Origin of the sequence: Micromonospora sp. KC213 (genome assembly GCF_004348325.1) — a bacterium.
In the GTDB taxonomy this organism is placed as follows: domain Bacteria; phylum Actinomycetota; class Actinomycetes; order Mycobacteriales; family Micromonosporaceae; genus Micromonospora.
Genome location: NZ_SMKF01000021.1, coordinates 14,821 through 39,135 on the forward strand (window position 1 = coordinate 14,821; position 24,315 = coordinate 39,135).

The 24,315-nt window shown below is 70.9% G+C and carries 24 protein-coding genes; 11 read left to right on the top strand and 13 right to left on the bottom strand.

Translation table 11 applies throughout. The features are described 5' to 3' along the window. Nucleotides 1–74 precede the first annotated feature (74 nt). Complete coding sequence (locus E1166_RS07675; RefSeq protein WP_132337022.1) at nucleotides 75–719, top strand: hypothetical protein; 645 nt, start codon at nucleotides 75–77, stop codon at nucleotides 717–719. 420 nt (nucleotides 720–1,139) lie between these two features. Beyond that, on the top strand, nucleotides 1,140–1,661 hold the full coding sequence (locus E1166_RS07680; RefSeq protein WP_132337024.1) for a DUF1772 domain-containing protein: 522 nt from the start codon (nucleotides 1,140–1,142) through the stop codon (nucleotides 1,659–1,661). Nucleotides 1,662–1,844: 183 nt separating this feature from the next. Here the strand turns inward: E1166_RS07680 and E1166_RS07685 are convergent, their stop codons facing one another. The 3 genes from E1166_RS07685 to E1166_RS07695 all read right to left on the bottom strand — a co-directional run bounded on the left by E1166_RS07685 (nucleotide 1,845) and on the right by E1166_RS07695 (nucleotide 4,612). Beyond that, nucleotides 1,845–3,137, bottom strand: coding sequence for a hypothetical protein (locus E1166_RS07685; protein ID WP_132337026.1), 1,293 nt, complete (start codon nucleotides 3,135–3,137; stop codon nucleotides 1,845–1,847). A 10-nt stretch (nucleotides 3,138–3,147) separates the two neighbouring features. Then, nucleotides 3,148–3,660, bottom strand: a complete 513-nt coding sequence (locus E1166_RS07690) for a SigE family RNA polymerase sigma factor (protein ID WP_132264848.1) — start codon at nucleotides 3,658–3,660, stop codon at nucleotides 3,148–3,150. 289 nt (nucleotides 3,661–3,949) lie between these two features. Further along, a complete protein-coding gene (locus E1166_RS07695) occupies nucleotides 3,950–4,612 on the bottom strand; it encodes a cutinase family protein (protein WP_132337028.1) in 663 nt (220 codons plus the stop codon). Nucleotides 4,613–4,816: 204 nt separating this feature from the next. Between E1166_RS07695 and E1166_RS07700 the strand changes: the two genes are divergently transcribed. Beyond that, on the top strand, nucleotides 4,817–6,163 hold the full coding sequence (locus tag E1166_RS07700; RefSeq protein ID WP_165944274.1) for a helix-turn-helix domain-containing protein: 1,347 nt from the start codon (nucleotides 4,817–4,819) through the stop codon (nucleotides 6,161–6,163). Here the strand turns inward: E1166_RS07700 and E1166_RS07705 are convergent. Both E1166_RS07705 and E1166_RS07710 read right to left on the bottom strand, forming a co-directional pair. Beyond that, nucleotides 6,111–7,424 carry an MFS transporter gene (locus E1166_RS07705; RefSeq protein ID WP_243710234.1) on the bottom strand — a complete coding sequence of 438 codons (1,314 nt, stop codon included), beginning with the start codon at nucleotides 7,422–7,424 and terminating at the stop codon, nucleotides 6,111–6,113. The two genes, E1166_RS07700 and E1166_RS07705, sit on opposite strands and share 53 nt — an antisense overlap. A 204-nt stretch (nucleotides 7,425–7,628) precedes the next feature. Beyond that, nucleotides 7,629–8,861, bottom strand: a complete 1,233-nt coding sequence (locus E1166_RS07710) for a cellulose binding domain-containing protein (RefSeq protein WP_243710238.1) — start codon at nucleotides 8,859–8,861, stop codon at nucleotides 7,629–7,631. A 622-nt stretch (nucleotides 8,862–9,483) separates the two neighbouring features. Between E1166_RS07710 and E1166_RS07715 the strand changes: the two genes are divergently transcribed. After that, nucleotides 9,484–10,509: a PaaX family transcriptional regulator C-terminal domain-containing protein gene (locus E1166_RS07715; protein ID WP_132337034.1), complete on the top strand. Its 1,026-nt coding sequence runs from the start codon at nucleotides 9,484–9,486 to the stop codon at nucleotides 10,507–10,509. Nucleotides 10,510–10,554: 45 nt separating this feature from the next. On the opposite strand, the gene E1166_RS07720 is transcribed toward E1166_RS07715, so the two are convergent. Further along, complete coding sequence (locus E1166_RS07720) at nucleotides 10,555–11,961, bottom strand: MFS transporter (RefSeq protein WP_243710235.1); 1,407 nt, start codon at nucleotides 11,959–11,961, stop codon at nucleotides 10,555–10,557. 156 nt (nucleotides 11,962–12,117) lie between these two features. Next, nucleotides 12,118–12,594, bottom strand: a complete 477-nt coding sequence (gene soxR / locus E1166_RS07725) for a redox-sensitive transcriptional activator SoxR (protein WP_132337036.1) — start codon at nucleotides 12,592–12,594, stop codon at nucleotides 12,118–12,120. Between the two features lie 182 nt (nucleotides 12,595–12,776). Here soxR and E1166_RS07730 point away from each other — a divergent pair, with 182 nt between their 5' ends. Then, nucleotides 12,777–13,154: a hypothetical protein gene (locus tag E1166_RS07730; protein ID WP_132337038.1), complete on the top strand. Its 378-nt coding sequence runs from the start codon at nucleotides 12,777–12,779 to the stop codon at nucleotides 13,152–13,154. Nucleotides 13,155–13,452: 298 nt separating this feature from the next. On the opposite strand, the gene E1166_RS07735 is transcribed toward E1166_RS07730, so the two are convergent. After that, on the bottom strand, nucleotides 13,453–14,355 hold the full coding sequence (locus E1166_RS07735) for a hypothetical protein (protein ID WP_132337040.1): 903 nt from the start codon (nucleotides 14,353–14,355) through the stop codon (nucleotides 13,453–13,455). 14 nt (nucleotides 14,356–14,369) lie between these two features. Then, a complete protein-coding gene (locus E1166_RS07740) occupies nucleotides 14,370–14,891 on the bottom strand; it encodes a sigma-70 family RNA polymerase sigma factor (RefSeq protein ID WP_243706241.1) in 522 nt (173 codons plus the stop codon). Nucleotides 14,892–15,127: 236 nt separating this feature from the next. On the opposite strand from E1166_RS07740, the gene E1166_RS07745 reads away from it, so the two are divergent. After that, a complete protein-coding gene (locus tag E1166_RS07745; RefSeq protein ID WP_132337042.1) occupies nucleotides 15,128–15,511 on the top strand; it encodes a peptidase inhibitor family I36 protein in 384 nt (127 codons plus the stop codon). Nucleotides 15,512–15,735: 224 nt separating this feature from the next. On the opposite strand, the gene E1166_RS07750 is transcribed toward E1166_RS07745, so the two are convergent. Next, nucleotides 15,736–16,602, bottom strand: a complete 867-nt coding sequence (locus E1166_RS07750; protein ID WP_132337044.1) for a slipin family protein — start codon at nucleotides 16,600–16,602, stop codon at nucleotides 15,736–15,738. 67 nt (nucleotides 16,603–16,669) lie between these two features. After that, nucleotides 16,670–17,620 (bottom strand): YafY family protein, encoded by a 951-nt coding sequence (locus E1166_RS07755; RefSeq protein ID WP_132337046.1) that lies wholly within the window; start codon nucleotides 17,618–17,620, stop codon nucleotides 16,670–16,672. A gap of 63 nt (nucleotides 17,621–17,683) precedes the next feature. Here E1166_RS07755 and E1166_RS07760 point away from each other — a divergent pair, with 63 nt between their 5' ends. From E1166_RS07760 to E1166_RS07765, 3 genes are all read left to right on the top strand, one after another. Then, a complete protein-coding gene (locus E1166_RS07760) occupies nucleotides 17,684–18,826 on the top strand; it encodes an epoxide hydrolase family protein (RefSeq protein ID WP_132337048.1) in 1,143 nt (380 codons plus the stop codon). A 317-nt stretch (nucleotides 18,827–19,143) separates the two neighbouring features. Continuing rightward, the gene (locus E1166_RS32660) at nucleotides 19,144–19,692 is read left to right on the top strand and encodes a crosslink repair DNA glycosylase YcaQ family protein (RefSeq protein WP_347813012.1); all 549 of its coding nucleotides are present in this window, start codon (nucleotides 19,144–19,146) and stop codon (nucleotides 19,690–19,692) included. Next, nucleotides 19,595–20,095 (top strand): crosslink repair DNA glycosylase YcaQ family protein, encoded by a 501-nt coding sequence (locus E1166_RS07765; protein ID WP_347813013.1) that lies wholly within the window; start codon nucleotides 19,595–19,597, stop codon nucleotides 20,093–20,095. The genes E1166_RS32660 and E1166_RS07765 overlap by 98 nt, the downstream gene beginning before the upstream one ends. Before the next feature lie 39 nt (nucleotides 20,096–20,134). On the opposite strand, the gene E1166_RS07770 is transcribed toward E1166_RS07765, so the two are convergent. Together E1166_RS07770 and E1166_RS07775 are read right to left on the bottom strand one after the other, a co-directional pair. After that, nucleotides 20,135–20,407, bottom strand: coding sequence for a hypothetical protein (locus E1166_RS07770; protein WP_132337052.1), 273 nt, complete (start codon nucleotides 20,405–20,407; stop codon nucleotides 20,135–20,137). Nucleotides 20,408–20,565: 158 nt separating this feature from the next. After that, nucleotides 20,566–21,018, bottom strand: coding sequence for a hypothetical protein (locus tag E1166_RS07775; RefSeq protein WP_243710236.1), 453 nt, complete (start codon nucleotides 21,016–21,018; stop codon nucleotides 20,566–20,568). Nucleotides 21,019–21,233: 215 nt separating this feature from the next. On the opposite strand from E1166_RS07775, the gene E1166_RS07780 reads away from it, so the two are divergent. Further along, on the top strand, nucleotides 21,234–22,685 hold the full coding sequence (locus tag E1166_RS07780) for an alpha/beta fold hydrolase (protein WP_207914072.1): 1,452 nt from the start codon (nucleotides 21,234–21,236) through the stop codon (nucleotides 22,683–22,685). Between the two features lie 252 nt (nucleotides 22,686–22,937). Beyond that, on the top strand, nucleotides 22,938–24,080 hold the full coding sequence (locus tag E1166_RS07785) for a cellulase family glycosylhydrolase (protein WP_132337056.1): 1,143 nt from the start codon (nucleotides 22,938–22,940) through the stop codon (nucleotides 24,078–24,080). Nucleotides 24,081–24,315: the final 235 nt, after the last annotated feature.

A 24,315-nucleotide genomic window follows, 5' to 3' on the forward strand; every position in this document is an offset into this window, starting at 1 on the left:
GAGGCCCTGGGCTCGGCGAGGCTAGCTGAAGCGCGGCAGTCGGGCCGAGCGCCTACCCCTCCTGGAGACCAAAGATGAGCGTCATAGCGACCCCAGCGGGAGTCCGCGACCCACATGTCGTCGTACCGCTCGCCGACCCGGCCCCCGACGTGGCCAGGCTCAGCTTCGACAGTGGCCTGGCCCAGTTCGGCCTGCGCGCCGACGAGCAGTTGACCGAACTGATGGCGGCGGACTTCGCCCACCCGCTGCCGCTGGTCTGGACGACCGGCCACAACACCCACGTCGAGTACCCGCTGGGCGCACGGCTGCTGCGCCGGACGGGGCCCAACGCCGTACGCCTGAACCCCGCGGTGCCGTGGGCGCTCGATGTGCACGGCGGCGCGGAACACCTCGACGCCGACCTCACCGGCCTCGACGTACGTTCGCTCGCGTTCCACTCCGGCGCCACGCACCTGCGGTTCGTCCTGGGCAAACCGACGGCACCGACCACGATCCGCCTCACCTCCGTGAAGGGTCTTCGCGTCGATCGACCCGCTGACGTACCCGTGCGGCTGGAGATCGGCAAGGGCGCCACCAAGGTGACGCTGGACGATCGGTGGTTCGGCGCGGTCGGCGGTGGGCTGGTCGAACAGTCGTCCCGGCCGCGCAACACCGATCACTGGTACCACGTGATCGTGTCCGGTAGCGCCGACACCGTGGCGATCGGCTCGGTCGCCTGATGGCACCACGGCGCCTCGCCCGCCGGTCACTGTTGAAGATGGGGCTCATCGGCGTACCGGTCTGCACCGCTGCACTCGGCGCAGGGTTGGCGGCAGTGTGGCCGCGGCCGACACCACCACCGCCGGGCGACTGACATTCACCAACCGGCTGGCCATACCGCCACCGCGACCTCATGATGCCGATCGCCCTGAAACTGTTCGCCAATCCGAGGTCCCACGCCTGGATGTACGCCCACCACATCGACTGGAACGAGAAAGCCGTGACCAAGGTGGCGTGAGAGCGGCCGAATCGACCACGTCTGCCGGACGGCGTCGGCCGAAGCGGGAGACCCGCCGGGCGGCCCCCCGAGCACGGGCCGACATTCACTCGATGCCAACTTCTCAGCACAAGAGACAGGTGCAAGCAAAATGCGATCGACAATGTCCCATAACCCCCTCTCGCCGGCTCCCAGCCGGGTGGCATCAGTCCTGCTCTGGCTCCTGGTCGTCTTCGTGGGAGTTCAGTTCGGCGCCGGGTTGTACGAGAAGATCGTCGTCGTGCCGCTCTGGGACAGCGTGCCACCACGGGACATCCTCACCGCGATGCAACAGTCCGGCATGTACGACGCCGGGCGTGCGTTCTGGCCGTTCGTGTCGCCGGTCGTCGCACTGCTGGCCATCGCCAACATCGCGGCGTGGCGCGCCAACCGGGCCAACCGGCGCTGGGTGTTGGCGGCCGGCATCATCATGCTGTCGTACGCCATTTTCAGCTACAGCTACTTCGTTCCCCAGATGCTGATGTTGCAGAGCTCCGCCGACTCCTGGTCGGAGTCGAGAATCTCGACGACCGTCCAGTGGTGGACCAGCCTGAACTACCTGCGGATGTTCCTCGGCGCGGCAGGCTGGTTCTGCGCGCTGCGGGCGCTGTCGCTGGCGGCCGCCGGCAACAGGAGCGCCAGTTAGCGGATACCGCGTGCTGCGCCGCGACCCGCCGTCGGACGGATGACATGCCGTGGTGACCTGCTCCGCGAGTTGCGCGACTCCGTCCCTCAGGTGCCGGCCAGGCCGCGGAGAGGGGCCGACCCGACCGGGTCGGCCCCTCTCGGTGTTCTCTCTGGTCCACCCGGGCGGATGCGCCAGATTCCCTTACCGGCAGCGCCAGACGACGGCCTGGATCGTGCCCGTCGCATCGTCGGACTGCCCGGCGATGGTGCGCCCGTCATCGCTCACCGTCGACGCGATGGTGGACAGGGTGCCCGGCTGGTGGCTGGCCAGAGCCGGCAGCGCCACCGTGGTGGCGTCGGCGACGAGCACCGCGCGCCCCCGCCCGTCGATGCCGACCTGCCAGCCGTGGGCGTTAACGGCGTCCGCCGCACCCTTGAACGCACCGACCACGCGCACCTCACCGGTACGGACGTTCCACCGGACAGCCTTCGCCCGGGCGTATTCCGCACTCGCGCCGGTCCGTCCCGACGACGGGTCGGCTGCCCCGTCGCGGCCGAGGCCGTCGCTGGCCACCCCGATCGCCCAGCCGTTGCGGATGTGGAAGACCCGGGCGGTGGTGGCCCGCTCACCGTCGAGGCTCGGCATCGGGAGCGCGCGGTGGGTGCCGTCGGGGAACCACACGTACGGCCGCTTGTTGTCGATGGTGCCGACCGTGGTGCCGTCCTCGTCGATGTCGCGGGCCGTACCCTGCGACGCACCGGCGGGCAGCGGCAGTCGGATCGGCTCGGTGGTCTCCGACGGCCAGACCAACGCGGCGTTACCGGTGTCGTCATCGCCCACGATGGCTCCGGCCTCATTGATCGCGTACGCGTTTCCGCGTTGTACTCCCGGCAGCTTCGAGACCCTGCCGTCGCGGTAGACGTACGGAACCGGGCCGGTGCCCGGCTTACCGCCTTCGGCGTAGCTCCAACCGACCGCGGTACCCGTCGAGTTGACGTCCTGTAGCGATTCCTCCAGGTCGCCGGGGAGCATCACCGTCCGGGCCTCACCGTCGTGCCAGATGACCGCCTGGTAGCTGCCGGGCTTCGGGTACGAGCGCCCGACGAGGTACCGGCCGGTGGGGTCGGCGCCGGTGACCAGCGCCATCGGCGCGCCGTCCGGCACGGGCAGCCGGTTGAGCGCGCACCTGGTGGGCGGGGTCGCCGCCGCCGGGCTCCAGCCGGCCGTGCCGGGGATCGTGTACTCCCCCTCCGGCGCGACGGAGGCGGTGGTGGGCGCCGCACCGGCCGTGGTGCGCGGCGGGGTGTGGGGGGACATCGCCACGACCGAGGCACCGGCGACGGCGAGCGCGGTCACCGTCGCGGCGCCCGCGTACCCGACGCCCCGGTGGATCCGGCGGCGCCGTCCGTCGGCGATCGCCCGTCGGATGTCCACGGTGGAAGGGGTGTGCGGCTCGTCGTCGAGCGAGCGCAGCAGATCGAGTTCGGATGGCATCATCGGCTCCTCAGTTCACGGTGGAGAAATCTGCGAACTCCCGCTCGCCGAGCAGGCGCCGCAGCGTGGCCAACCCGCGGGACGTCTGGCTCTTGACGGTGCCGGACGAGCAGCCGAGTATCGCGGCCACCTCGTCGACCGACAGGTCGTAGAAGAACCGCAGCACCAGCACGGCCCGCTGCCGGCGGGGGACCCGGCTCAGCGCCGCCCGGACGACCTGACGCTCCTCCACGCCACCGTCCTGCGACGGTGGTGGCTCAGGTGTCTCGCGGAACAGCCGCACGCGCGCCCAGGCCAGCCGTCGCTCGTCCAGGTACGTCCGCACCAGCATCGTGCGGACGTACGCGTCGAGCCTGTCGGCGGCCTGCGCACGCCGCCACTTCACGTACAGCGTGGTGATGGTCTGCTGGACCAGATCATCGGCACGGTGCTCGTCGCCGGCCAACAGGTACGCCAACCGTCGCAGCGCGGGAATCCGCGCCGAGACGTAGTCGACGTACTCCTTGTCCGAAACATCCCGCATCGCCCGTCCCTCCGTTGGGTCATCAACCCTCAGACGGGGCCGGACGGCCACCCGGTTGTACGTTTCGCCGATTGATCGCGTGAATCCCGCAGCCACCGCCCGAGGCGCGGTGGGTGTGGCCGAGGCCGTTGGTGGACCACGCCCGGCCGCATCCGCGCTGTCCAGGAGCAGGCCGGGCCTACGGGACCGGAGCCTGCTCGGCGTCGGCCACCGTGGCGCGGCCGGCCGCGCCCCGACGTCCGGCGGGGACGTCGGAGCGCGACCGGCCGAGGAACCTTCGACGCAGAAGCTAGATCCGACCGGCGGCGAAGGTCGCCGCCCGACCCGCGTCGCCCCCGTAACCCAGGTGCGCGAGGACGCTGGTGCCCAACGGGTCGCAGACCACGTCACGGTCGGCGCAGATGTCCAGGGTGCGGGCCGCGACCGGGCCCTCGATACCGCGGCCCAGTTTGCGCAGCGGGTAGCCGAACACCAGCACCGCCGCCACCCGGGGCTGCACGGCCGCAGGGATGGTGGCGACGACCGGACCACCGACGGCGGCGCCCGCCGAACTGGTGCCGAGCGAGTTGCCCACGACGTTGGCGCCCTGCGAGTACCCGACGAGGATGAAGCGCTGTTCTGGGCAGGACTGTGCCTGGCTGGTCACATGGTCGACCAACGCCCGGTTGCCCTCCGTCGGGGAGGTGCGGCTGGTGTTGGCGGGATAGTCGACGGCGTGGCTGGTCAGGGTGACGCCGGTCAACCGCCGTTGGAGCGCGGCGAACACCGGGTCGCCCACGATGACGCCCAGCCGGCCCGGCTCGCCGGTGCCGCGCGCGACCACGACGTCGACGTCGGCGCACTGGGCGGACGCCGCCGGACCGGCGGCGAAGACCGCGCCGCCGGTGGTCAGCAGCGCGGCGGCGAGCAGGACGCCGGTACGCCGCCAGAGACGGGGGATGGCGAAGCGCATCTCCGGTCACCTCCACTGAGGATTGATGCTGGTCGAGACGAGAAGTTAACTGAGCGCTCAGACCGGGCGACACTCAGCGACATGCTGATATCAACGACGAAGAATGTCACTGCGGTGAGTGCCGCTGAACCACGCGGCGGTCGGGGCCGTGTCGGAAGGCAGAGCGTCCCGGTGGCGTCGCCGACTATGGGCGGGAGTCGCAAGATGGCAACGAACGACGCGTCCGCGGTGGGATGGTCCGCCCCGCGGATCCCGGCGGCGACCGTGGAGCTGCTGCGCGCCGATGTCCTCCGTTCCGCTGCGGAGATGGTGCGTGAGATCGAACGGCAGGTTCCGGAATACGGCCCGGCCGGTGACCCGACGTCCGCCCGCGCGCTACGTCGCGGAGTGAACCTGGCCCTGCGCCGCTACCTCGACCTGCTCGACCGGCACGCCCACCCGACGGCGGTCGGCGCGGCGGACGCCACCGGCGGGGCCACCGACTGGCGCGAGATCTACCGTGCGGTGGGCGCCAACGAGATGCGCGCGGGCCGCAGCCTGGACGGCCTGCACGCCGCCGCACGGGCCTGCGCCCGGGTGGCCAACCGTCGGCTGCGCGCGTTCGCCGCGCGGCACCCGCTGTCGCCGGAGGCGGTCGCCTGGCTCGCCGAACGGATCTTCGACAACATCGACGACATCGCCCAGGCGTCGACCGAGGGGTACGCGCAGGCGCGGGAGGCCGAGGCCAGCGGACACGAGCGGCGGCGACGGCAGCTCGTCGACGTGCTCCTCGCCGATGCGCCGCCGTCGGTGCCGGCGCTGACCGCCGCAGCCGCTGCGGCCCGTTGGCGACTGCCACGCCGCCTGGCCGTCGTGGCCATCGCCGCGCTCGGGCCACCGACCCCGACGCCGAGGCTGGTGCCGGAGATGCTGACCGGGTACGACCGTCCGCAGCCGTGCCTGATCGTGCCGGATCCCGAAAGTCACGCGCAGGTACGGGTGCTCGTCAACGGCCTGGCCGGGCAGCACGCGGCGGTGGGACTGGCGGTGCCCCCGACGGAGGCCGCCGCCTCGCTGCGCTGGGCGCGTCTCGCCCTCGACCTCGCCGCGAACGGTCTCCTCCCCCGGCAGCCGCTCATCTGGTGCCGCGACCACCTGGCCGCGCTCGCGGTCTTCCAGGACCGGGCGCTCATCGCCGCGCTCAGCGAACGGCAGCTCGCGCCGCTGGCCCGGTTGCGAGACGACAGGCGCGCCCTGCTGGCCGACACCCTGCTCGCCTGGCTGATGTTCAACATGAACGCCAACGAGGTCGCAGCCCAGCTGCACGTCCATCCGCAGACCGTGCGCCACCGCCTGCGTCAGCTGACCGACCTGTTCGGCGACCGTATCCGCGACCCGCAGCAGCGCCTGGAACTGGAGATCGCGTTGCGGGCTGAACGCGCCCGCGCCCGCCGGGCGGCCGGGCCCACGGCGGCGACACGGCAGCGGCGGCGGTCGGCGCCGGCCGGCGGCGCGGCGGTCAGGGGCGCAGCCGACAGGCGGCGAACGCGGCAGTCAGGGGGATCGCGGTGAGGGTCAGCCAGGGCAGCGTCCCGCCGAGCTGGTCGCCCGCGCTGTCCAGGAGCAGGCCGGTGAGGGCGCTGCCGACCAGCACCAGCGTGCCGGAGATGGTGGACAGCGCGCCGGTGTAGAGGCCGAGGTGCCCTGCCCCGGCGAGGTCCGGCAGGAGTGCCCGGGCCGCCGGTACGACGAGCATCTGCCCCGTGGTGAGCAGGACGACCAGCCCGGTGGCGGGTAGCAGGCCGGCCGGCCCGGGTAGCTCGAAGGGGCGGGCGGCGGCGACCACGGCGAACCCGGCGGCGATGGTCGCCAGCCCGGCCACGAGGCTGGTGCGCAGGCAGAGGTTACGGGTGACCCACCCGGTGACCGGCAGCTGGGCCGTGATGACCAGCAGCGAGGAGAGGGTGAACATCCAGGCCAGTGCGGTGGCCGAGCCGCTGGTACGGATGATCTCCTCGGGCAGCGCCAGGTAGAGCTGGTTGTAGGAGACCAGGTAGCCGCTGTAGGCCAGGGCGAGCAGCAGGAAGCTCCGGTTGCGGCAGAGTCCCCGTACCCCCGGCCAGGTCCCCCCGCCGGTTCGGCCCGCCGCGGCCGGGCCGGCGGTGGTCCGGTGCGGCATGAGCCGGGCGTGCCCGGCGAGGATCGCGACGAACACGACGGCACCGCCGAGACAGGTGACACGGAAATCAACCAGGAGCAGCAGCGCGCCGAGCGCCGGTCCGGTGAACGCGCCGATCTGCCCGGCGACGGAGAAGATCGCCAGTACCCGGGTCCGGGGGGCGTGCCCGGCCGTTTCGTGTTCGACGGCCTGGCGGGCCACCTCGGATTCGACCGCGGGCGAGAAGAGCGCGGCGGCGAACCCGATGAGCAGCACCGAGGCGAGCACCGACCAGATGCCGTCGGCGACGGCGAGGCCGGCGAACCCGGCGACGCGCAGGGCGCAGCCGGCCAGCACGACCGGTCGGGGGCCGAGCCGGTCGGTGAGCGCGCCGCCGACCACGAACAGCCCCTGCTGGCTGAAGGTGCGCAGACCGAGGACGAGCCCGACCAGCCACCCGGCGAGACCGATGTGGTCGGCGAGATGGCTGCTCAGGTACGGCAGGACCGCGTAGAAGCCGATGTTGAAGGCGAGCTGGGTGCCGATGAGCAGACGCAGCAGCGGCGGCATGCCCCGCAGTTCGGCCAGCAGCCGGCCGAAGCGGACAGGAGGAGGCCCGGGGTTGGCCTGCTGGTCCGGGGCGGCAGGCTGGTCGTGCCGAAGGGTCAGGGTCACGCCGTCGATCTAATCGCCACCAGGACGTTATTGCAAGTATTAGGCAACAAGATGGGAGGCGGTCGCGGGTACGCGGTGACGGCCCGGGACCAGAACCGAGATCGCGGCGGGCCAGGGGCATCGACGCCAGGTGTCTGACGACGCGATGTCCGCTGGCCCGCCGCGAGAGGCCCCGGTGCCCGGCGGGGCGTGGGTGGTGCGCGCCTACGGGCTGGCGCAGGTCAGGGTGGGAGCGGACGGACTACCGTTGGCGATGAAGCCGAACGTGGTCGAGCCGGACGCCGGAAGCGAGCCGTTGTACGGGGCGTTCCGCACCGTGGCGGTGGAGCCGCTGGTGCTCAGCGTGCCGTTCCACACCTGGCTGATGCTCTGGCCGCCACCCAACGTCCAACGAACGGTCCACCCGTTGATCGGCGCACCACCTGCCCGCACGGTCACCTCGCCCTGAAAACCGCCCGACCACGAGTTGACGGTGCGGTAGCTCGCGGCGCAGGGGCCACCGGGCGCCGGCGTCGTCGGCGGCGGAGTGGTGGGCGGCGGGGTGGTCGGCGGGGTGCTGGTCGGCGGTGCGCTGGTGGGAGGGTCCGTCGGTACCGGGGAGGGCACCAGCGGGCAGGTGCTCTCGTACGACCGGATGCCGTTGGTGTTGGACAGCGGGCACAGGAACTGCGTGTACCGGGTGTCGCTGTCGACGAAGATCTTCAACCACGGGATGACGTTGCGCATCATCGTCGGGTTGTTCGACGTCGGGAAACCATGCCCCGCGCCGGTCAACTCCAGATACGCCTTCTCCACCCCGGACGGCACCTGACCGTAGTAGTTCCGAATACTCGCCGGAGTGGTCGTCCCGTCGTTCTGCCCGGCGAGGAGCATCGTCGGCACCCGCATGTTGTTCAACGTCTGCGACGCGCTGAACGGCGCCAACCCGACCGTGGTCTTCAACGACGGCCGCTGCAGGGCCGCGTAGATGGCCCCACCACCACCCATCGAGTGGCCCATCACCGCCGCCCGACTCGCGTCCACCCGGTCCCGCACCGAACTACGCTGGGTCAGATAGTCCAACGCGGCCAACAACTGCGTACCACGCGCCGTGTCCCAGTCGTTACGACTGTTCGTGTCGATCCCGATCACCACGAACCCGAACGACGCCAGCCACGGCCCCATCCAGGCACCCTCAGCAGCCCACGTCGCCGTGTAACCCGGCACGACCGCCACCGCACCGAACCGACCCTGGCTGGTGTCCGTCGGGTAGTAGATCACCCCACCACCGAACCCGTTCCCCGCCGGCACACTCACCTGCGCCGTCGCGAACGTACCCCGCGACGCCCCCACACTGGCTGGAGTCGGATCCGGACCCCGCTGGTACGGATTGTCCGCCGCCAACGCCGGACGAACCGCCACCGCGACCGACAAGGCGCAGAGCGCTGCCGCGGCCACCGCCGCGGTGCGCCGCCACAGCCCACCCGAACGGCCGGACCTCGGCCGGTCGGCCTCGGCGATCCCCGATACCCGGGGCTCAGTTTCGCTTTCTGGCATTGCCTTGTACCTCCTTGCGACATAACGCGGAGAGACGATGAGGCCGGCGCCTCCCGGTCCGGACGATGGCCGTGGTGGCGCCCGGGCTCGGCTCGTCCCGGGTTACCGGTCTGTGACGTCGTCAGCCCGTCCGGCGTCGGCGATGCGCCCGGCCGGTTGGGCCACAGGCGCGTCGACTTCCGGTCCGGCGTACCTGGGCGGGGCGTCATTCACCGGTCCCGCACACCGTGCGGCCAGCCACCGGCCCGCTCGTCGCTCCCGGCGACTGTGCCGGAGCACGACGGACGGCTCGGACACGCGACGAAGTGCCCTCTTCGTCACGCGACCGGGACCGACACCGGACGTCGGGTCGCTGTTGCCCGCACTGGCTCCCGCAGAACCAGGATGTGTCGGATAGTCTGTCGCCAATGCACACAAGTGTCAAACGATTACTTTCGATGGAATGATGTCCGCAAGGGCTCCCGCGGCGGCGGGACCACTACAGTCGGCAGCGCCCCTCACCTCCCTTCGCGCCGGAGCACACGTGGTTAGCCCGTTCGACATCGAGGAGATCTTTCCCGACATCGCCGCCGAGTCCGTACGGCTGCCACGTCGACAGACCGGCGGCTCACCCCAGGGCCTCGCGGTGACCCTGATCACCGACTACACACTGCGCACCCGCGCCTGGCTGCCGACCGCGGCGATCGTCGCCCTGCTCGGCGACTTCGACGTGACCACCGGTGCCGCGCGTACGACCATCAGCAGGCTGGCCCGGCGTGGCGTACTGGAGGGCAGCCGGCAGGGACGCCACAGCTCGTACCGGCTGACCCTGGCCGCCGCCGCCAGCCTGTCCCTCGGCGGCATGACGGTCGCCGCGTACGCCGCCCATCCCGACATCTGGGACGGGTCGTGGACACTCGTCATCTTCACCCTGCCGAAGGAGGAGAGCATCCGGCGGAGCACGCTCCGCACCCACCTGCGGTGGCTCGGATTCGCTCCCCTGTACGACGGGGTCTGGGTGTCGCCGAACCCGCTGACCATCAAGGAACGGGCCGAGTTGCCCGCCGTGACCCCGGGGACGATCACCGCGTTCCGCGCCCAGCACCTGGAACTGACGGCCGGCGGCACGCGCAACCCGATCGACGCCTGGGACATCGCCGGCATCGCCGAGCAGTACGACAGGTTCATCCAGCGCTGGGAACCTCTGCTGCCCGACCTACGGACCGGTAGTGTCACCGGCGCCGCAGCCGTGCGAGCCCGCGCCGAGGTGATGGACACCTACCGCCGGTTCCCGGCCCTCGACCCCCTGCTGCCCAGCGAACTCATGCCGCCCGACTGGCCCCGGGCACGCGCGCGGGAACTGTTCCGCACCGTGTACGACCACCTGGCCGAACCAGCCCAGGACCACGTACGCGCCGTCGTCGCCCAGACCGTCGAGGGACCCCACCTCGACATCCGGGCCCACACCGTCGCCGAGATGAGCCTCGGCATCCGCCCGCTGCACCCTGACGACGGCCCCGGTGAGGACTCGGCGCCGACCGGTACGGCGAGCAGTGGCGCAGTGAGGTGACGCGGTCGCCGCTCCACGGCAATTCCTGCCGTCCTTCGGCCTCCGTCAGACCTTGCCCACCGGCTCCGCCGGCTCAACCGCCACCGGGGCGGACGACTGACGACGCAGCAGCAGTGCGATCAGCAGCAGCGTGGCTGCTGCCAGGGCCGCCAGGCCCCAGAGCGTGATGTCCATCCCACGCGTGTAGCCGGGCTCGGCCAGCCGACCATCGGCCGTGCTGGCCAGTACCGCGCCGAAGATGGCGATGACCACCGTCTCGCTGGCCAGACGAGCGGTGTTCAGCATGCCAGCGGCAGTCCCGGCACGGCCGGTTTCGATGCTGGACAGCGCGACACCGTCGATCATGCCGGTTGTCATACCCATTCCCGCGCCGAGGGCCAGCAGCGGGCCAGCCAGGGCGAGCGTCCTGACTCCCGGCTCGATGACCGTGAGCCAGGCCGCACCCACCCCGACGAGAGCGACCGCCATGACGACCACCGCGGTCGGCGGGACCCACCGGGTGAGCATGCTGCTGAACAGGGGCAGCGCCAGCGTCGGCGCGGTGAGCAGGAGCAGGGTGGCGCCGGCCTGTCCCGAGGTCATGCCCAGCACCCCGGTGAAGTAGGAGGGCAGGTAGACCAACAGCGGAATCGTCACGCAGATGATCGTGGCGGCCGCCGCCGAGAAGGCGACGAAGTGCCGGCTACGCAGCAGGCTGAAGTCGAAGAGTGGGTTTCGCTGGTGCCGCTCGACCAGCACGAAGCACAGCAGCAGGGCGGCTGAGGCGACGAAAGCACCCACGACCCACAGGCTCGTCCAGCCCTGCCTCGGCCCCTCCACCACGCCGAAGATGAGCAACAGCAGGAAGGCGGTGAACGACAGCGTTCCCGGCGGGTCGACCCGGCGGCTCGTCGCGTCCTTCGACTCGGGCAGTCGCGGCACCAGCGCAAGGACGACAAGTGCGGCCAGCGCCGGCGTGGCGAAGACGGCCCGCCAGCCGAACGCGTCGACGAGCACGCCCGCGATGCTTGGCCCGAACGCCAGACCCACACCGAGCGCGGTGCCGAAGAGCCCGAACGCCCGGGTTCGGGCCGGTCCCTCGAACGAGGCGGCGAGCAGTGCGACGCCGCTGGCCGCGGCGGCCGCGGCACCGATGCCGGCGATCGCGCGGACCACGTCGAGCAGCAGGATGTTGTCCGCCACTGTGCTGATCAGGCCGGTCACCGCGAACACGGCGACGCCGACGGCATAGATCCGCCGTCGGCCGATGATGTCGGCGAGCGAGCCGCAGGCGAGCATGAAACTCGCGAAGGTGGCGTTGTAACCGGTCACCACCCACTGCACCGGCGTCAGGTCCGCGTCGAGGTCGGCCGCGATGTCGGACAGCGCGACAGAGGCACCGGTCAGGGTGATCGGCAGCGACACGGTCGACAGCAGAACGGCCACGAGCACGGTTCCGGGATTCCTACGCACAGTTCTCCTGTTCGTTGCACTCTTACCGGCGTTCCGCCCCTCTGACCGGGGACACCCGCCGCCGACCGGGCAGTCGATGTCGTCTGTCCCCCAGGCTGCGACCTGAACAAATATTGAGGTCAAGTCCGATCGGTTTACCAGGGTGCCGGCGGCAGTTCACGAACCTCCGCCGGCAGCCTGTCGGCCGCTACCGTAGGGGGCGAGCCGGTGCGGTCCCGCGCCCAGGGCACCGAGGACGTCGTCGGCGTTCGCCAGGAGGCAACGGTCGATGGACAGGCATCCGCACCCCACACAGTCGGCGAAGCTGTCCCGAAGCAGGCGCAGATGGTGGATGCGGGCGTCGAGATCGTCCTGCCAGCCGCGGGACAGCCGTTCCCAGTCGGCACGGGTGGGCACCCGATTGTCGGGCAGCTCTGCCAGCGCCTGCGCAACCCGTGCCAACGGTATGCCGACGCGCTGCGCGATCCGGATGAGCGCCACCCGACGCAGAGTGTCGCGACGGTACCGTCGCTGGTTGCCGGGGGTCCGTGAACTGGTGATCAGCCCCTGGCGCTCGTAGAAGTGCAGCGCCGAGACGCTCACCCCACTTCGCTCGGCGAGTTGCCCCACCGTCAAATCCCTGTCCGGTGTCATGGTCCGACCTTTTGTTGTTCCACCTGTCCCACCACGTTGACCCTAACAATTGTTGAGGTTCTAGGGTGACTGCGACGGTGGTCATCGCGGTGGCCTGGCGCCGGCGGTGGATCCGCTTCGGGCAGCCAGCGGCGGCGGCTATTCTGTGCCCGTGCGGCAGGCGATTTCTCAAAGCGACCTCGATGGCTGACGCCGACGACGTCCGTCGGCTGGCGCTGGCCCTGCCACACGTGGTCGAGATCGACAGCGAGGGCTTCGACTTCCGGGTCGTCGACAAGGGATTCGTCTGGTCCTACCCCGAGCGCAGGCCCGGCGGGCCGCGCGCCATCCGTACCGACATCGCGGTGCTGTACGTCGGCGACGAGGCCGAGAAGCAGGCCCTGCTCCTCGGCGAGCCCGAGCTTTTCTTCACCACCCCCGCGTACGACGGGTCACCCCTGGTCATGCTGCGGTTGGCGCAGGTGGGCGTCGACCGCTTGACGGAACTGGTCACCGACGCGTGGCGCATGCGTGCGCCGGACTCGGTGGAAAGCGACCTCGACGGCGCGAACCCGCGCTGACCCGACCAGGCACCGCCAGGGCTACGCCGGCCGGGACGCACCGGCGGCGGACGGTTCGGCGGCGATCCTGGGCACGGCCGAGCCGGGCTCGGTGCCCGGCACTACATCGTGGTGTTGAAGGACAGCGTCGTACTCAACGACCGCGGCGTGCTGACGCGGAGGGCCGCCCCTGCCCCTCGACGGTCCCGGCCGGCGCAACGCCCGCGCCCGAGCCACCAGCGCCGGATCACAACCGGCCGGGACCGCCCGACCCCCGTCGGGCCGCGCCTACGGGGTACGCGGCGCGTCGATCGTCACCTCAGGACGTGGGTTCCTTGCCATCCGCCGAGGCCCACAGCACCACCACGTTGTTGGCCAGCGGCGCGACGTCGTAGACGTACCAGCTGCCCGGCACCTGGTCGGCGGAGGCTTCGAGAGACCTGAAGCCCACCCGGTACTGCGCGGTCTGACCACGGGCGGCCAGCAGCTCACGCGCCTCGGACACCCGCTTGCCCACCAGCGCCTTCAGGTCCGCCTCCTGCCCCTCGGACAGGACCGGGGCATCGCCCTCGACGGTCTCGCCCGGCTTCGGCGTACGACCGAAGACGAGCTGCGCGTGCCCCTTGTAGTCCAGCGGCACCCGGACGGCGACCGAGCAGTTGCCGGTGGCCGAGCAGTCGCCCGGCGCCTCGATCGTCTCGATCGACGGACCGCCACGCTTGTCCTCTTCGGAGAAGATGAGGCGACCGACCCGGTCCGCGCCGGCGGGCGCCAGTTTGAGGTCGATGCTGAGGCCGTGCCGGGCGAGTTCGGCGCGGTACCGCTGCGGGTCGGCCACCGGGTCCAGGATCCTGATGTCGAGGTGACTATCCGCCCGGGTGACCTGGAGCGCGTCGGCCTGCGCCGGGACGGGGCCGACCGGACTGGGCCCGGGCAGCGTCGCGAGGCCGAGGAAGGCCAGGGCGCCCAGCCCGGCCACCGTCGGCACGGCGAAGGCGAGGCGCCGCCGCCAGCTCCACGACCTGCGGTACGCCGTGCCGTTGACCGGCTGAACGGTGGGCTTGGCGATCTCGGTTACTGGCGACACTTCGGACACTCCCATGATGAGTTGGCGCAGTTCGTCGGCGGCAGACCCGGCCGGACTCGACGCGGAGGCGGGAATACGGAACTGTGGAGACAGCTGCCGGATCAGCCGGTCCTGCTGCTCGTCGGTGTCGGTCATCGGCGATTCCCCGTTCATGTGGTGAGGGACGGTGCCCGCAGCGCCTCGGCGAAGCGGCGACGGGCACGGTGCAGACGGATGCGTGCGGCGTTCGGCGAGCAGTCGAGGGCCACCGCCAACTCGTCAGCCGTCAGCCCCTCCCACGCCACCAGGCGCAGCAGCTCCTGATCGGCCTCCGCGAGCCCACGGAACGCCGTCGAGATCTCGGCGGGGACATCCGGCTGGGAGACCGTGACGTGGGCGAGTTCGTTGCGCAGTCTGCCGGCCAGCTCCATGCCTCGGCGCGCGGCTCGATGCTGGTTGGCGAGGACGTTGCGGGCGACCCCGAACAGCCACGCCCTGCCCTGGTCCGCCGGGATGTCGTCGATGCGTCTCCACGCGACGACGAAGGTGTCCGCCACCACGTCGGCGGCCTCCTCCGGCCGGTGGGAACGGCGCAGGGCGTACCGGAGCAGATCCTCGTAGCAGGTCCGGTACAGGGCCTCGAACCGGACGGCGGCGTCACCATCGCGCGAGGTGGGTGCGGCGCGTGCCAACTGACTTCCCTTCGCCTGGGCAAGCGCTGGGCGGAACTGCCCAGCATCCTCTACATGTCCGGCGAACGGATGCCGTTTCATCGAAAAGGCTCAAACCTCGTCGTGCCGATCATCGCGCTGCCACCGCCGGGCAGGACCGGCAGCCGACCACGATGCCGAAATCCTCCGCCCTCCGAGTGGCCATCGACACAGATAAACCGATTGACCCAGTGCAACCGGGTTGACACTGTGGGCTCATGAAGCTACGGCTGCTCCTGATCACCGCATTCGCCGCCATTGCCGCCACCCTCGTGGCACCCTCGGCGGCTCACGCCGGCCCCGACGACAACCACAACGCGAGTGTTGCCGGAGTCTCCTCACGGGCGGCTGGCCCCTGCCCCTACACCGCGTTCTGCCTCTACACGGAGACCGAGCGCCGCGGTCGCATGTTCGTGCTGTACGCGTGCCGCGACTACGCGCTGTACAACTGGAACGGTTACGGGTCCGTCCACAACAACCAGACGGCAGGCACCTGGGCCAACCTACTGGACCAGAACCGCAACGCGATCCACGCCTTCATCCCCCCGGGCGGCGCCGACTGGCTGGACTTCGACCCATTCTGGTACGCCAAGCCGTGCTAGGGGCCAGCCGGCCGCTCTCCGGTTGCTCCGTGTCTGCCTGACATCGCTGCAGCGCCCTGACAGCACGGCGATGAGGCTGGCCGGCAGTCGATGGCCAGCCTCATCGCCATGCGCCGGGTAGGCCGTGCCCGGCTCGGCCCGGTTCCGGTCCGCCTGCGAACCGACGGCGGGTCGTACCCGGCCACGTTGGCGCCCGGCGCGACGACCTGGCAGGTGAGCAACGCCTACGTACGGCTACCGCCGTCGCCGCGATGACCGTCACCGCCCACGGCGCTCTGCCCCGCGACCACGTGTTCACCGGCGGCCTGACGCTCCTCGGCGGTGGTGGCACGCACGAACCGGTCGAAGAAGCGCAGCAACTCCACCGGGAACGGCATCACCAGGGTGCTGTTCTTCTCCGCCGCCACGTCCGCCACGGTCTGCAACAGCCGCAGCTGGTACGCCCCGGGTGTGTCGGCCATCGCCCGGGACGCGTCGGCCAGCCGCCGGGACGCCTGGAACTCGCCATCGGCGGCGATCACCCGGGCCCGCCGGTCCCGCTCGGCCTCCGCCTGGCGGGACATCGAGCGCTTCATGCCCTCCGGCAGCGCGACGTCCTTGACCTCGACCCGTTCGATGTTCAACCCCCACGGGCCCTCGGTCGGCGCGTCGATGACCGACTTGAGGTCGGCGTTGACCTTGTCCCGGTCACCGAGCAGCGTGTCCAGGTCGACCTTGCCGATCACCGAGCGCAGCGCCGTCTGCGAGATCTGCAGCACCGCCCCCGGGTACTGGCGTACGTTCACCAGGGCCTTGACCGGATCGACGACCCGGTAGTAGACGACCGCGTCGACGGTGAGCGTCACGTTGTCCCGCGTGATCGCACCCTGCGCCGGCACGTCGATCACCGTGGTCTGCATGCTCACCCGCACCATCCGGTCGACGACCGGAATGATCAACCGCAGGCCGGGTTCGCGGACCGGCGCCACCACCCGCCCGAACCGGAACACCACCCCGCGCTGGTACTGCTGCACGATCCGGATGCTCAGCGCGCCGAGCAGGGCAAGGACGGCGAGCACGATCACCAGGCCGACCACCACGCCCACCCCCATGGCACCCCCTCACCGTCGCGCGGGCTTTCCCGCTTTCCCGGCGGGTAGTCCTCGCTCACGCAACCCACTACTCGACGGCGGCGGTGAGCCGGGCGGCGAGGTCGCGGATTCGCGCGATCAGCTCGGGTGGCTCGTGTACCCGAAAGCGGAAGCCGGACAGCGCGACGTACGTGGCGATCTCGTCGAGTGAGTTGGATCCGGTCCGCAGCAGGCAGGTGTTCTCGTCCACGACCTCGACGACGCCAACGGTGGGCGGGAACCGTTCGGCGGCGGTCTGGGCCGGCGTGTGGAGGGTGATCCGGGCCTGGTACCGGTAGGCGGCCGTGGAGACACCGCGGACGAGGTAGCCGGCCAGGTCGACGTCGGGTGCCTGGCGGGGCGCGAAGCGGGGTCCGGTCGGAACACGCGGGCGGATCCGGTCGACCCGGTAGGTGCGCCAGTCGCGCCGGTCGGTGTCCCAGCCCACCAGGTACCAGCGCCGGCCGGTGTGAACCAGGCGGTGCGGTTCGGTGTCGCGTACCGAGGAGGTTCCGCCGTGGTTGTGGTAGTCGAAGCGGAGCCGTTCGTGCCCGCGGCAGGCCGCGGCGACCACCGTCAGCACGTCCGGATCCACGGTGGGACCGGCGGCGGGCACCGTGACGGTGACCGAGTGCAGCAGGTTGACCCGGTGCCGTACGCGCGATGGCAGTACCTGTTCGAGCTTGGCCAGTGCGCGTAGGGACGTCTCCTCGATGCCGGCGACCGTGCCGCTGGCGGCGGTGCGCAGCCCGACGGCGACGGCCACGGCTTCCTCGTCGTCCAGTAGCAGCGGAGGCAGCTTCGTACCGGCGCCGAGCCGGTAGCCGGCCGCACCAGCGGTGGCGTTCACCGGATAGCCGAGGTCGCGCAGCTTCTGGATGTCGCGGCGCACGGTCCGTACGTCCACCTCGAGGCGTTGCGCCAGGTCGGCGCCGGTCCAGTCGCGAGGGGTCTGCAACAGTGAGAGCAGGCGCAACAGCCGAGCTGAGGTTTCCCACATGTTCTGAAGTTTGCCCTGAAGCTAGGGCGGAACCTGCCCTAGGTGATTTCTAGGGTAGGTGTCATGAGCGAACAGATCACGCCGTTCCGGATCGAGATCCCCCAGCACCGTCTGGACGACCTGCGCCGCCGACTCGACGCCACCTGCTGGCCGGCCGCCCTACCCGGCGACGACTGGTCCACGGGCGTACCGGTCGGGTGGTTGCGCGGCCTGGTCGACCACTGGCGTACCGGATACGACTGGCGGGCCGCCGAGGCGCGACTGAACGCCTTCCCCCAGTTCACCACTGTGATCGACGGGCAGCGGATCCACTTCCTGCACGTGCGTTCCCCGCACCCGGACGCCTTCCCGCTGGTGCTCACCCACGGTTGGCCCGGCTCGTTCACCGAGTTCCTCGACCTGATCGGGCCCCTGACCGAGCCGGACTACCCGGCCGACGCGTTCCATCTGGTCATCCCGTCGCTGCCCGGGTTCGGGTTCTCCGGACCCACCACCGACGCGGGCTGGGACACCGACCGGATCGCCCGCACCTGGGCCGAGCTGATGCGCCGGCTCGGATACGACCGCTACGGTGCGCACGGCGGCGACATCGGCGCCGCCGTCAGCCCGCAGCTCGGCCGCGTCGCACCCGACCGGGTCGCCGGAGTCCACGTCAACGGCGGTCCCGGCCCGCTGCCGCCGCTGCCGCTCAGCGACGAGGACCTGGCCACCCTGTCCGACCTGGAACGCGACCGGATCGCCCGGATCGAGGCGTTCATGAACGAGGAGTTCGGCTACATCGCCATCCAGTCCACCCGTCCGCAGACCCTCGCGTACGGCCTGACCGACTCGCCGGTGGGCCAACTCGCCTGGCTCATGGACAAGTTCCGGGATTGGACCCACCCACGCGAGGCTCTCCCGGACGAGATCATCGACCGGGACTGGCTGCTCACCAACACCATGATCTACTGGCTCACCGGCACCGCCGGGACAGCGGCGTACGTGGGCTACGCCCAGGGGTCGGCCTGGGGCGCCGCCCAGTCCAACTCCGGCGTCCCCACCGCCGCCATCGTCTTCGCTCACGACGTCGGCATCCGGCGCTACGCCGAGACCGAGAACACCATCACCCGCTGGACCGACATCGACCGTGGCGGCCACTTCGCCGCGGTCGAGGAACCCGAGACGCTGACCGAGGACATCCGCGCCTTCTTCCGCGAGCTCCGCTGACCGAGGGCCGACGCGCCGTGCCGGCCCGAACCCGTACGATCCCGGGCCAGCACGGCGCAGCAGGTCACCGCAGTGGCACCCGAAACCGAACCGGAGACACCCTTGACCGACAGTGCCACCGTGCTGCCACGGCTGTCCTGGCCCGATGTGTGGGGTCGGCGACTCGACCGGCACGGCTTGTCCACCCCGTCACGTGGCACCCCGGCCGATGCCGTTGCCGCCATGTGTGGCGCCCACGCCCAGGTGCTGTCCGCCGCCGAGGTCTCCGTCGGGCTCCGCGTCGCCGGGGCCACCCGAGCCGACGTCCAACACGCGCTGTGGGGGACGGCAGCCTGGTCAAGACATTCGGTCCCCGCGGCACCGTCCACCTGCTACCCAACCGGGAGTTGCCGCTCTGGACCGGTGCGCTCGGCGCCGTGCCGCCGGCCACGAACGGCGTCGGCGCCGACGCGCGGCTGACCCCGGAGCAGACCGACGAGGTCGTCGCGGCCATCGCGGCGGCACTGGCAGACGCCGAACTGACCGTCGAGGACCTCAACACGGCGGTGGCCGCCCGTACCGGCGGCTGGGCCACCGACCCGGTGGTGCCCGCGTTCGGCGGCATGTGGCCGCGCTGGCGGCAGGCCATCCACCTCGCCGCACACCGGGGCGTGCTCTGCTTCGGCCGCAACCGTGGGCGGAACGTCACCGACACCAACCCCCAGCGGTGGCTGCCGGGGTTCCGGCCCGCCCCGGCAGCCGACGCCCGCCGGCCTGGTCCAGCGTTACCTGTACGCATACGGTCCAGCCACGCCGCAGCAGTTCGCGCAATGGCTGTCCGCACCACGCCGATGGGCGACCGAGCTGTTCGCGTCCCTCGCCGGTGACCTGCACCAGGTCGACATCGCCGGCACTGTCGCCTGGGTACCGGCCGGCGACATCGCGCCGCAGCCCGGGCCGCCGCAGGGCGTACGGCTACTGCCGTACTTCGACGCCTACACCGTCGGCTGCCACCCGCGTGAGCAGCTCTTCCCCGGCCCCGCCGGGCAACGTGCCCTCTCCGCCGGGCAGGCCGGCAACTTCCCGGTACTGCTCGTCGACGGCACCGTCGCCGGGATCTGGCATCACCGCCGCACCGGGCACACGGTGGACCTCACCGTCGAGCCGTTGACCACACTCACCACCGCGGCATGCCGGGAACTCGACGACCAGGTCGAGCGCATCGGGCAGATCCTCGAAGCCGAACCACGGCTGACCATCGGCCCGGTCGCCCTGCGTGGACACGCGTAGGCGGCGGAGGGCCTCCGGCAGGGCGTGGCCGTGGGCTGGTCAGGGACGAAGCCAGAAGACGTCCCGGAGGATCGCGGCGCCGACACGCTTGTCGGTGACCCAGGTGGTGCCCCTGCGTTCGAAGGGAATGCCGCAGCGGCGCAACAGCACGAGGGCCGGCACGAGGGCCACGCACCCGGCAGCCCAGGCGGCCATGAAGACCGGGACCGGCAGCGCGGGCACGTTCGGCGCCACGGAGGCGAGGCCCCAGACGACCACCGGGAGCCCCACGAGGTTGGCCACCCGGGTCAGCCAGATCGCGGTACGGTACATCGAACTTCGCCGAATGCTCAGCAGGGCTTGATCCGTGACCGGGGGCATGCGAGCCATCGTGGGGCGAGCGTGCCACGCCGAGTTTCCGGCGACCAGGACGTCATCGGGGACATCGCAGAAGTCCGCGCGGTAGCGACATACCGCTTCGTCGGGGGCATTCAGCTTCCTCCCGCTGAAGCCTGCGCGTCCCACATGCTGATGACGACGCCGAACACGAAGAGCTGCAACGCTGTCGCGAGGCCCGGCAACTCGACGACGACGTCGCCGCGCCAGAAGCTGGTCTTGCGTACCGAGCCCACCCGGGTGTCGCCGAGGACCAGTTCCTCCTCGTCACGCCAGATGGACTTACGCCGGAAATGGTAGGTCTGCCCGGCCGCCTCGACGGTCCACCGCCTGCGGCCCACCCGGTCGGCCGAGGCGACCACGGTCCCCGCGTCGTCGACCATCGTGTACTTGTTGCCCCAGACATTGGAGCGGACCTGGAAACGCCGCCCGTCGAGCTCGAACTCGCCGCCGCTCTTCCACATGGAACTGTCCCACACCGTGATCTCTCGACCTCGGTCCGTCACGGCGTAACGGCTCCGCCAGACGCTGGTCCTCCGGGCTTCCATGCGACCAGAGTAGGCAGTACGGCTCTTTCCTGGAAACCCTCTGGAAGCACTGACGGCGCCCGTTGCCGTGCTCGATCACCAGACGGTCGGCACTCCTTGTTCCGACACGATTCCGCGACACTCCCCCGCCTGGACATTGCGGTGTGGGGGCGTGCGCCATAGCGTGTCAGGCGTAGATAACCATGGATCAATGGTCAGGGGCGTGGATGCGCGGGGTGGCCGCTGTCGTTGTCGCTTGCCTCACCGTGACCCTCGCCCCAGCCGGGGCGGCCAGCGGGGCGGCCAGCGGATCGGGCCTCGCCTGGCGGGCCTGCCCAGGCGCCGACGACACCCGCCTGCGATGCGCCACCGTCGAGGTGCCGCTCGACCACGCCCGGCCAGCCGGCCCGACGATCGACATCATGATCTCCCGGCTCCCCGCGACCGACCCGGCGCTTCGCCGCGGCGTGCTGCTCACCACGGGCGGCGGGCCGGGCGGCGCCGGGGTCCCCGAGCCGCTGAACCTGGCCGCCATCGTCGATCCCGCGGTGCTCGCCCGGTACGACATCGTCGGGTTCGACATGCGCTTCGTCGAACGCAGCACTCCGATCACCTGTGGCCAGCCGGAAGAGGAGCCGGGCGGCTACTGGGTGCGCACCGCGACCCACCAGCCCCTGAAGGACACCGCAGCCGAGGCGCGCGCGTACGCCCGCGCCTGCGCCCGACACGCCGGCTGGGCGCTGCCGTTCGCCACGACCGCACAGGCCGCCCGAGACATGGACGTCATCCGGGCACGCCTCGGCGAGCGGAGGCTGTCCTTCCTCGGCGGCTCGTACGCTGCGATGCTCGGCGTCGCGTACGGCACCCTCCTTCCGCGCCGGGTGGATCGGTTCGTGCTGGACAGCCCGGTCGACTACGACCACGCCTGGCGTCACTTCGAGCTCAAGCGGCTCCCGGCCTTCGAGGAGAACTACGCCGCCTTCACCGGGTACGTCGCCGACAACAGCGCGGCGTTCGGGCTCGGCGCCACGCCGGCCGAGGTGACGGAGACCCTGCGCCAGGCTCTCGCCAAAGCGGCGGTCGAGCCGATCGTGGCCGGAGACCACGCCTGGACCGCCAGTGAGCTCGGCTCCCTGGCGGTCATCGCGACGTTCTTCGAGCACCTCTGGCCGGTGGTCGCGACCAACCTCGCCGCCATCCTCGCCGGCAACCCGCCGCCGATCCCGCTCAACCCGCGACCGGCCGCCCTGCCCGGAACCCCGGGCGTGCCGGCGGACAACCACACCGCGGTCAACCTGGCCTTCCGCTGCGGCGACAACGCGTGGCCGCGCGACCTGTCGACCTACCGCCGCGACCTGACCCGCCTCGGCGCCCGCCATCCCGTTTTCGGCCCGTCGGTCGCCAACGTCAATCCGTGCGCCTTCTGGCCGGTCAGCCGGGACAACACCCCGCCACTCGCCAGCAACCGGGCACCGGCGGCACTCGTGCTCGCCGCACTACGCGACGCCTCGGTGCCGCCGGCCAACTCGGCCGCGACCGCCCGCGCCATCGCCGGCTCCCGGCTGGTCACCGTGGACAAGCGGACACACGTGCCGCTGCTCAGCGGCCAGGCCAACGCCTGCCTGACCGGCATAGTCACCGCCTACCTGGTGCAGGGGCGACTGCCGGAGCAGGACACGGCCTGCTAGCGCCGCCACGCATTGCTCCGTGACAAGAGCCGTCCAGGTGATGGCACCTACGGACCCCGAGCCGCCCGGTCGGCTCGGGGCCGCGCGTCGCGTCCCGGTGGGGCGGTAACGGACAGCAACGCCCACCCGAGTGGGTCGGCCCCGAACCCGGGAACCTTGGCCCCACGGGCTGACACATCGAAAATTGGAACATCGACATACATGAGATAACATGCAGCAACTTTCAAGATCGAGCATCCGGTGGAGTGACTGATGCCGCAGAAGCGCCCGCCCCTGGTGGCCCTTGTCGCTCTGCTCCTGCTGCTCGTCGGCGGCCTGACGGCAGGTTTCTCCGCAGCGCGACCGGCCGCTGCCGCGACCGAGGTCAACGGTGACGTACCCGCGCCCGCATTGCACGTCTCCGGAAACCGGCTGGTCACCGAGAGCGGGGCGACCTACCGCCTGCTGGGCGTGAACCGGTCCGGCGGCGAGTTCTCCTGCGTCCAGGGCAAGGGCATGTGGGACGGGCCGATGGACCAGTCCTCGGTCACGGCGATGCGATCCTGGAACGTGCGGGCCGTACGGGTGCCGCTGAACGAGGAGTGCTGGCTCGGCACGGCCGGCGGGGTCAGCGGTGCCGCGTACCAGCAGGCGGTGAAGGACTACGTGAACCTGCTCGTGGCCAACGGGATCAACCCGATCCTGGAGGTGCACTGGACCTGGGGCAGGTATGTGCTGGTCTCGGCGGGCTGCTGGGACGAGAGGGCCACATGTCAGAAACCGATGCCGAGCGCGCGGTACGCGCCTGCGTTCTGGACGAGCGTGGCGAGCGCGTTCAAAGGCAACGACGCGGTGCTCTTCGATCTGTTCAACGAGCCTTACCCGGACTGGGCGAGCCTCACCCTCGACAAGCCGGCCGCGTGGCGGTGCTGGCGTGACGGCGGCAACTGCTTCGGCATCGGTTACCCGGTTGCCGGCTTCCAGACGCTGGTGAACACGGTACGGGCGACCGGTGCGACGAACGTGATCCTGCTCGGTGGGCTGACCTATGCGAACGACCTGAGCCAGTGGCTGCAGTACCGGCCCACCGATCCGACCGGCAACCTGGCAGCCGCAGCCCATGTCTACAACTTCAACGCCTGCAACAGCGTCTCGTGCTACGACCGACAACTGGCGCCGGTGGCGGCCGTCGTTCCGTTGACCCTCACCGAGATCGGTCAGAACGACTGCGGGCACGCCTTCATCGACACGCTGATGACGTGGGCGGACGCGCACGGCGTCGGGTACCTGGGCTGGACCTGGAACACCTGGGACTGTTCCAAGGGACCGGCTCTCATCACGGACTACACCGGCACCCCCACAAGCTTCGGTGCCGGCCTGAAGAGCCGTCTGGACAGAGCCGCCGCTTCCGACTGATCCGCCGGTCCCCGCTCCTGAGCGGACAGCGGGATCAGTTCTCCCCGACGCGCTTCAGGTTCAGGAGGGCGGCGATGGTCGACCCGGTCACGGCGATGAGGACCTGGCTGCCGTTGTCGGTCGCCACTTCATCGGCGCTGTGTCGCCGTCTTCGTCGTCGCCGGGGTGCCCGATGTCGTCGACGCTCGAACCCGAGGCCGGACGAGCCGGCGGACCCACGCCCGACCGTTCGCCG

What these genes read in the sequence shown, in the direction of transcription:
- E1166_RS07675 (WP_132337022.1), top strand. Translation starts at nt 75, where the DNA reads ATGAGCGTCATAGCGACCCCAGCGGGAGTCCGCGACCCACATGTCGTC.
- E1166_RS07680 (WP_132337024.1), top strand. Translation starts at nt 1,140, where the DNA reads ATGTCCCATAACCCCCTCTCGCCGGCTCCCAGCCGGGTGGCATCAGTC.
- E1166_RS07685 (WP_132337026.1), bottom strand. Translation starts at nt 3,137, where the DNA reads ATGCCATCCGAACTCGATCTGCTGCGCTCGCTCGACGACGAGCCGCAC.
- E1166_RS07690 (WP_132264848.1), bottom strand. Translation starts at nt 3,660, where the DNA reads ATGCGGGATGTTTCGGACAAGGAGTACGTCGACTACGTCTCGGCGCGG.
- E1166_RS07695 (WP_132337028.1), bottom strand. Translation starts at nt 4,612, where the DNA reads ATGCGCTTCGCCATCCCCCGTCTCTGGCGGCGTACCGGCGTCCTGCTC.
- E1166_RS07700 (WP_165944274.1), top strand. Translation starts at nt 4,817, where the DNA reads ATGGCAACGAACGACGCGTCCGCGGTGGGATGGTCCGCCCCGCGGATC.
- soxR (WP_132337036.1), bottom strand. Translation starts at nt 12,594, where the DNA reads ATGACACCGGACAGGGATTTGACGGTGGGGCAACTCGCCGAGCGAAGT.
- E1166_RS07730 (WP_132337038.1), top strand. Translation starts at nt 12,777, where the DNA reads ATGGCTGACGCCGACGACGTCCGTCGGCTGGCGCTGGCCCTGCCACAC.
- E1166_RS07735 (WP_132337040.1), bottom strand. Translation starts at nt 14,355, where the DNA reads ATGACCGACACCGACGAGCAGCAGGACCGGCTGATCCGGCAGCTGTCT.
- E1166_RS07745 (WP_132337042.1), top strand. Translation starts at nt 15,128, where the DNA reads ATGAAGCTACGGCTGCTCCTGATCACCGCATTCGCCGCCATTGCCGCC.
- E1166_RS07750 (WP_132337044.1), bottom strand. Translation starts at nt 16,602, where the DNA reads ATGGGGGTGGGCGTGGTGGTCGGCCTGGTGATCGTGCTCGCCGTCCTT.
- E1166_RS07755 (WP_132337046.1), bottom strand. Translation starts at nt 17,620, where the DNA reads ATGTGGGAAACCTCAGCTCGGCTGTTGCGCCTGCTCTCACTGTTGCAG.
- E1166_RS07760 (WP_132337048.1), top strand. Translation starts at nt 17,684, where the DNA reads ATGAGCGAACAGATCACGCCGTTCCGGATCGAGATCCCCCAGCACCGT.
- E1166_RS07770 (WP_132337052.1), bottom strand. Translation starts at nt 20,407, where the DNA reads ATGTACCGTACCGCGATCTGGCTGACCCGGGTGGCCAACCTCGTGGGG.
- E1166_RS07775 (WP_243710236.1), bottom strand. Translation starts at nt 21,018, where the DNA reads ATGGAAGCCCGGAGGACCAGCGTCTGGCGGAGCCGTTACGCCGTGACG.
- E1166_RS07785 (WP_132337056.1), top strand. Translation starts at nt 22,938, where the DNA reads ATGCCGCAGAAGCGCCCGCCCCTGGTGGCCCTTGTCGCTCTGCTCCTG.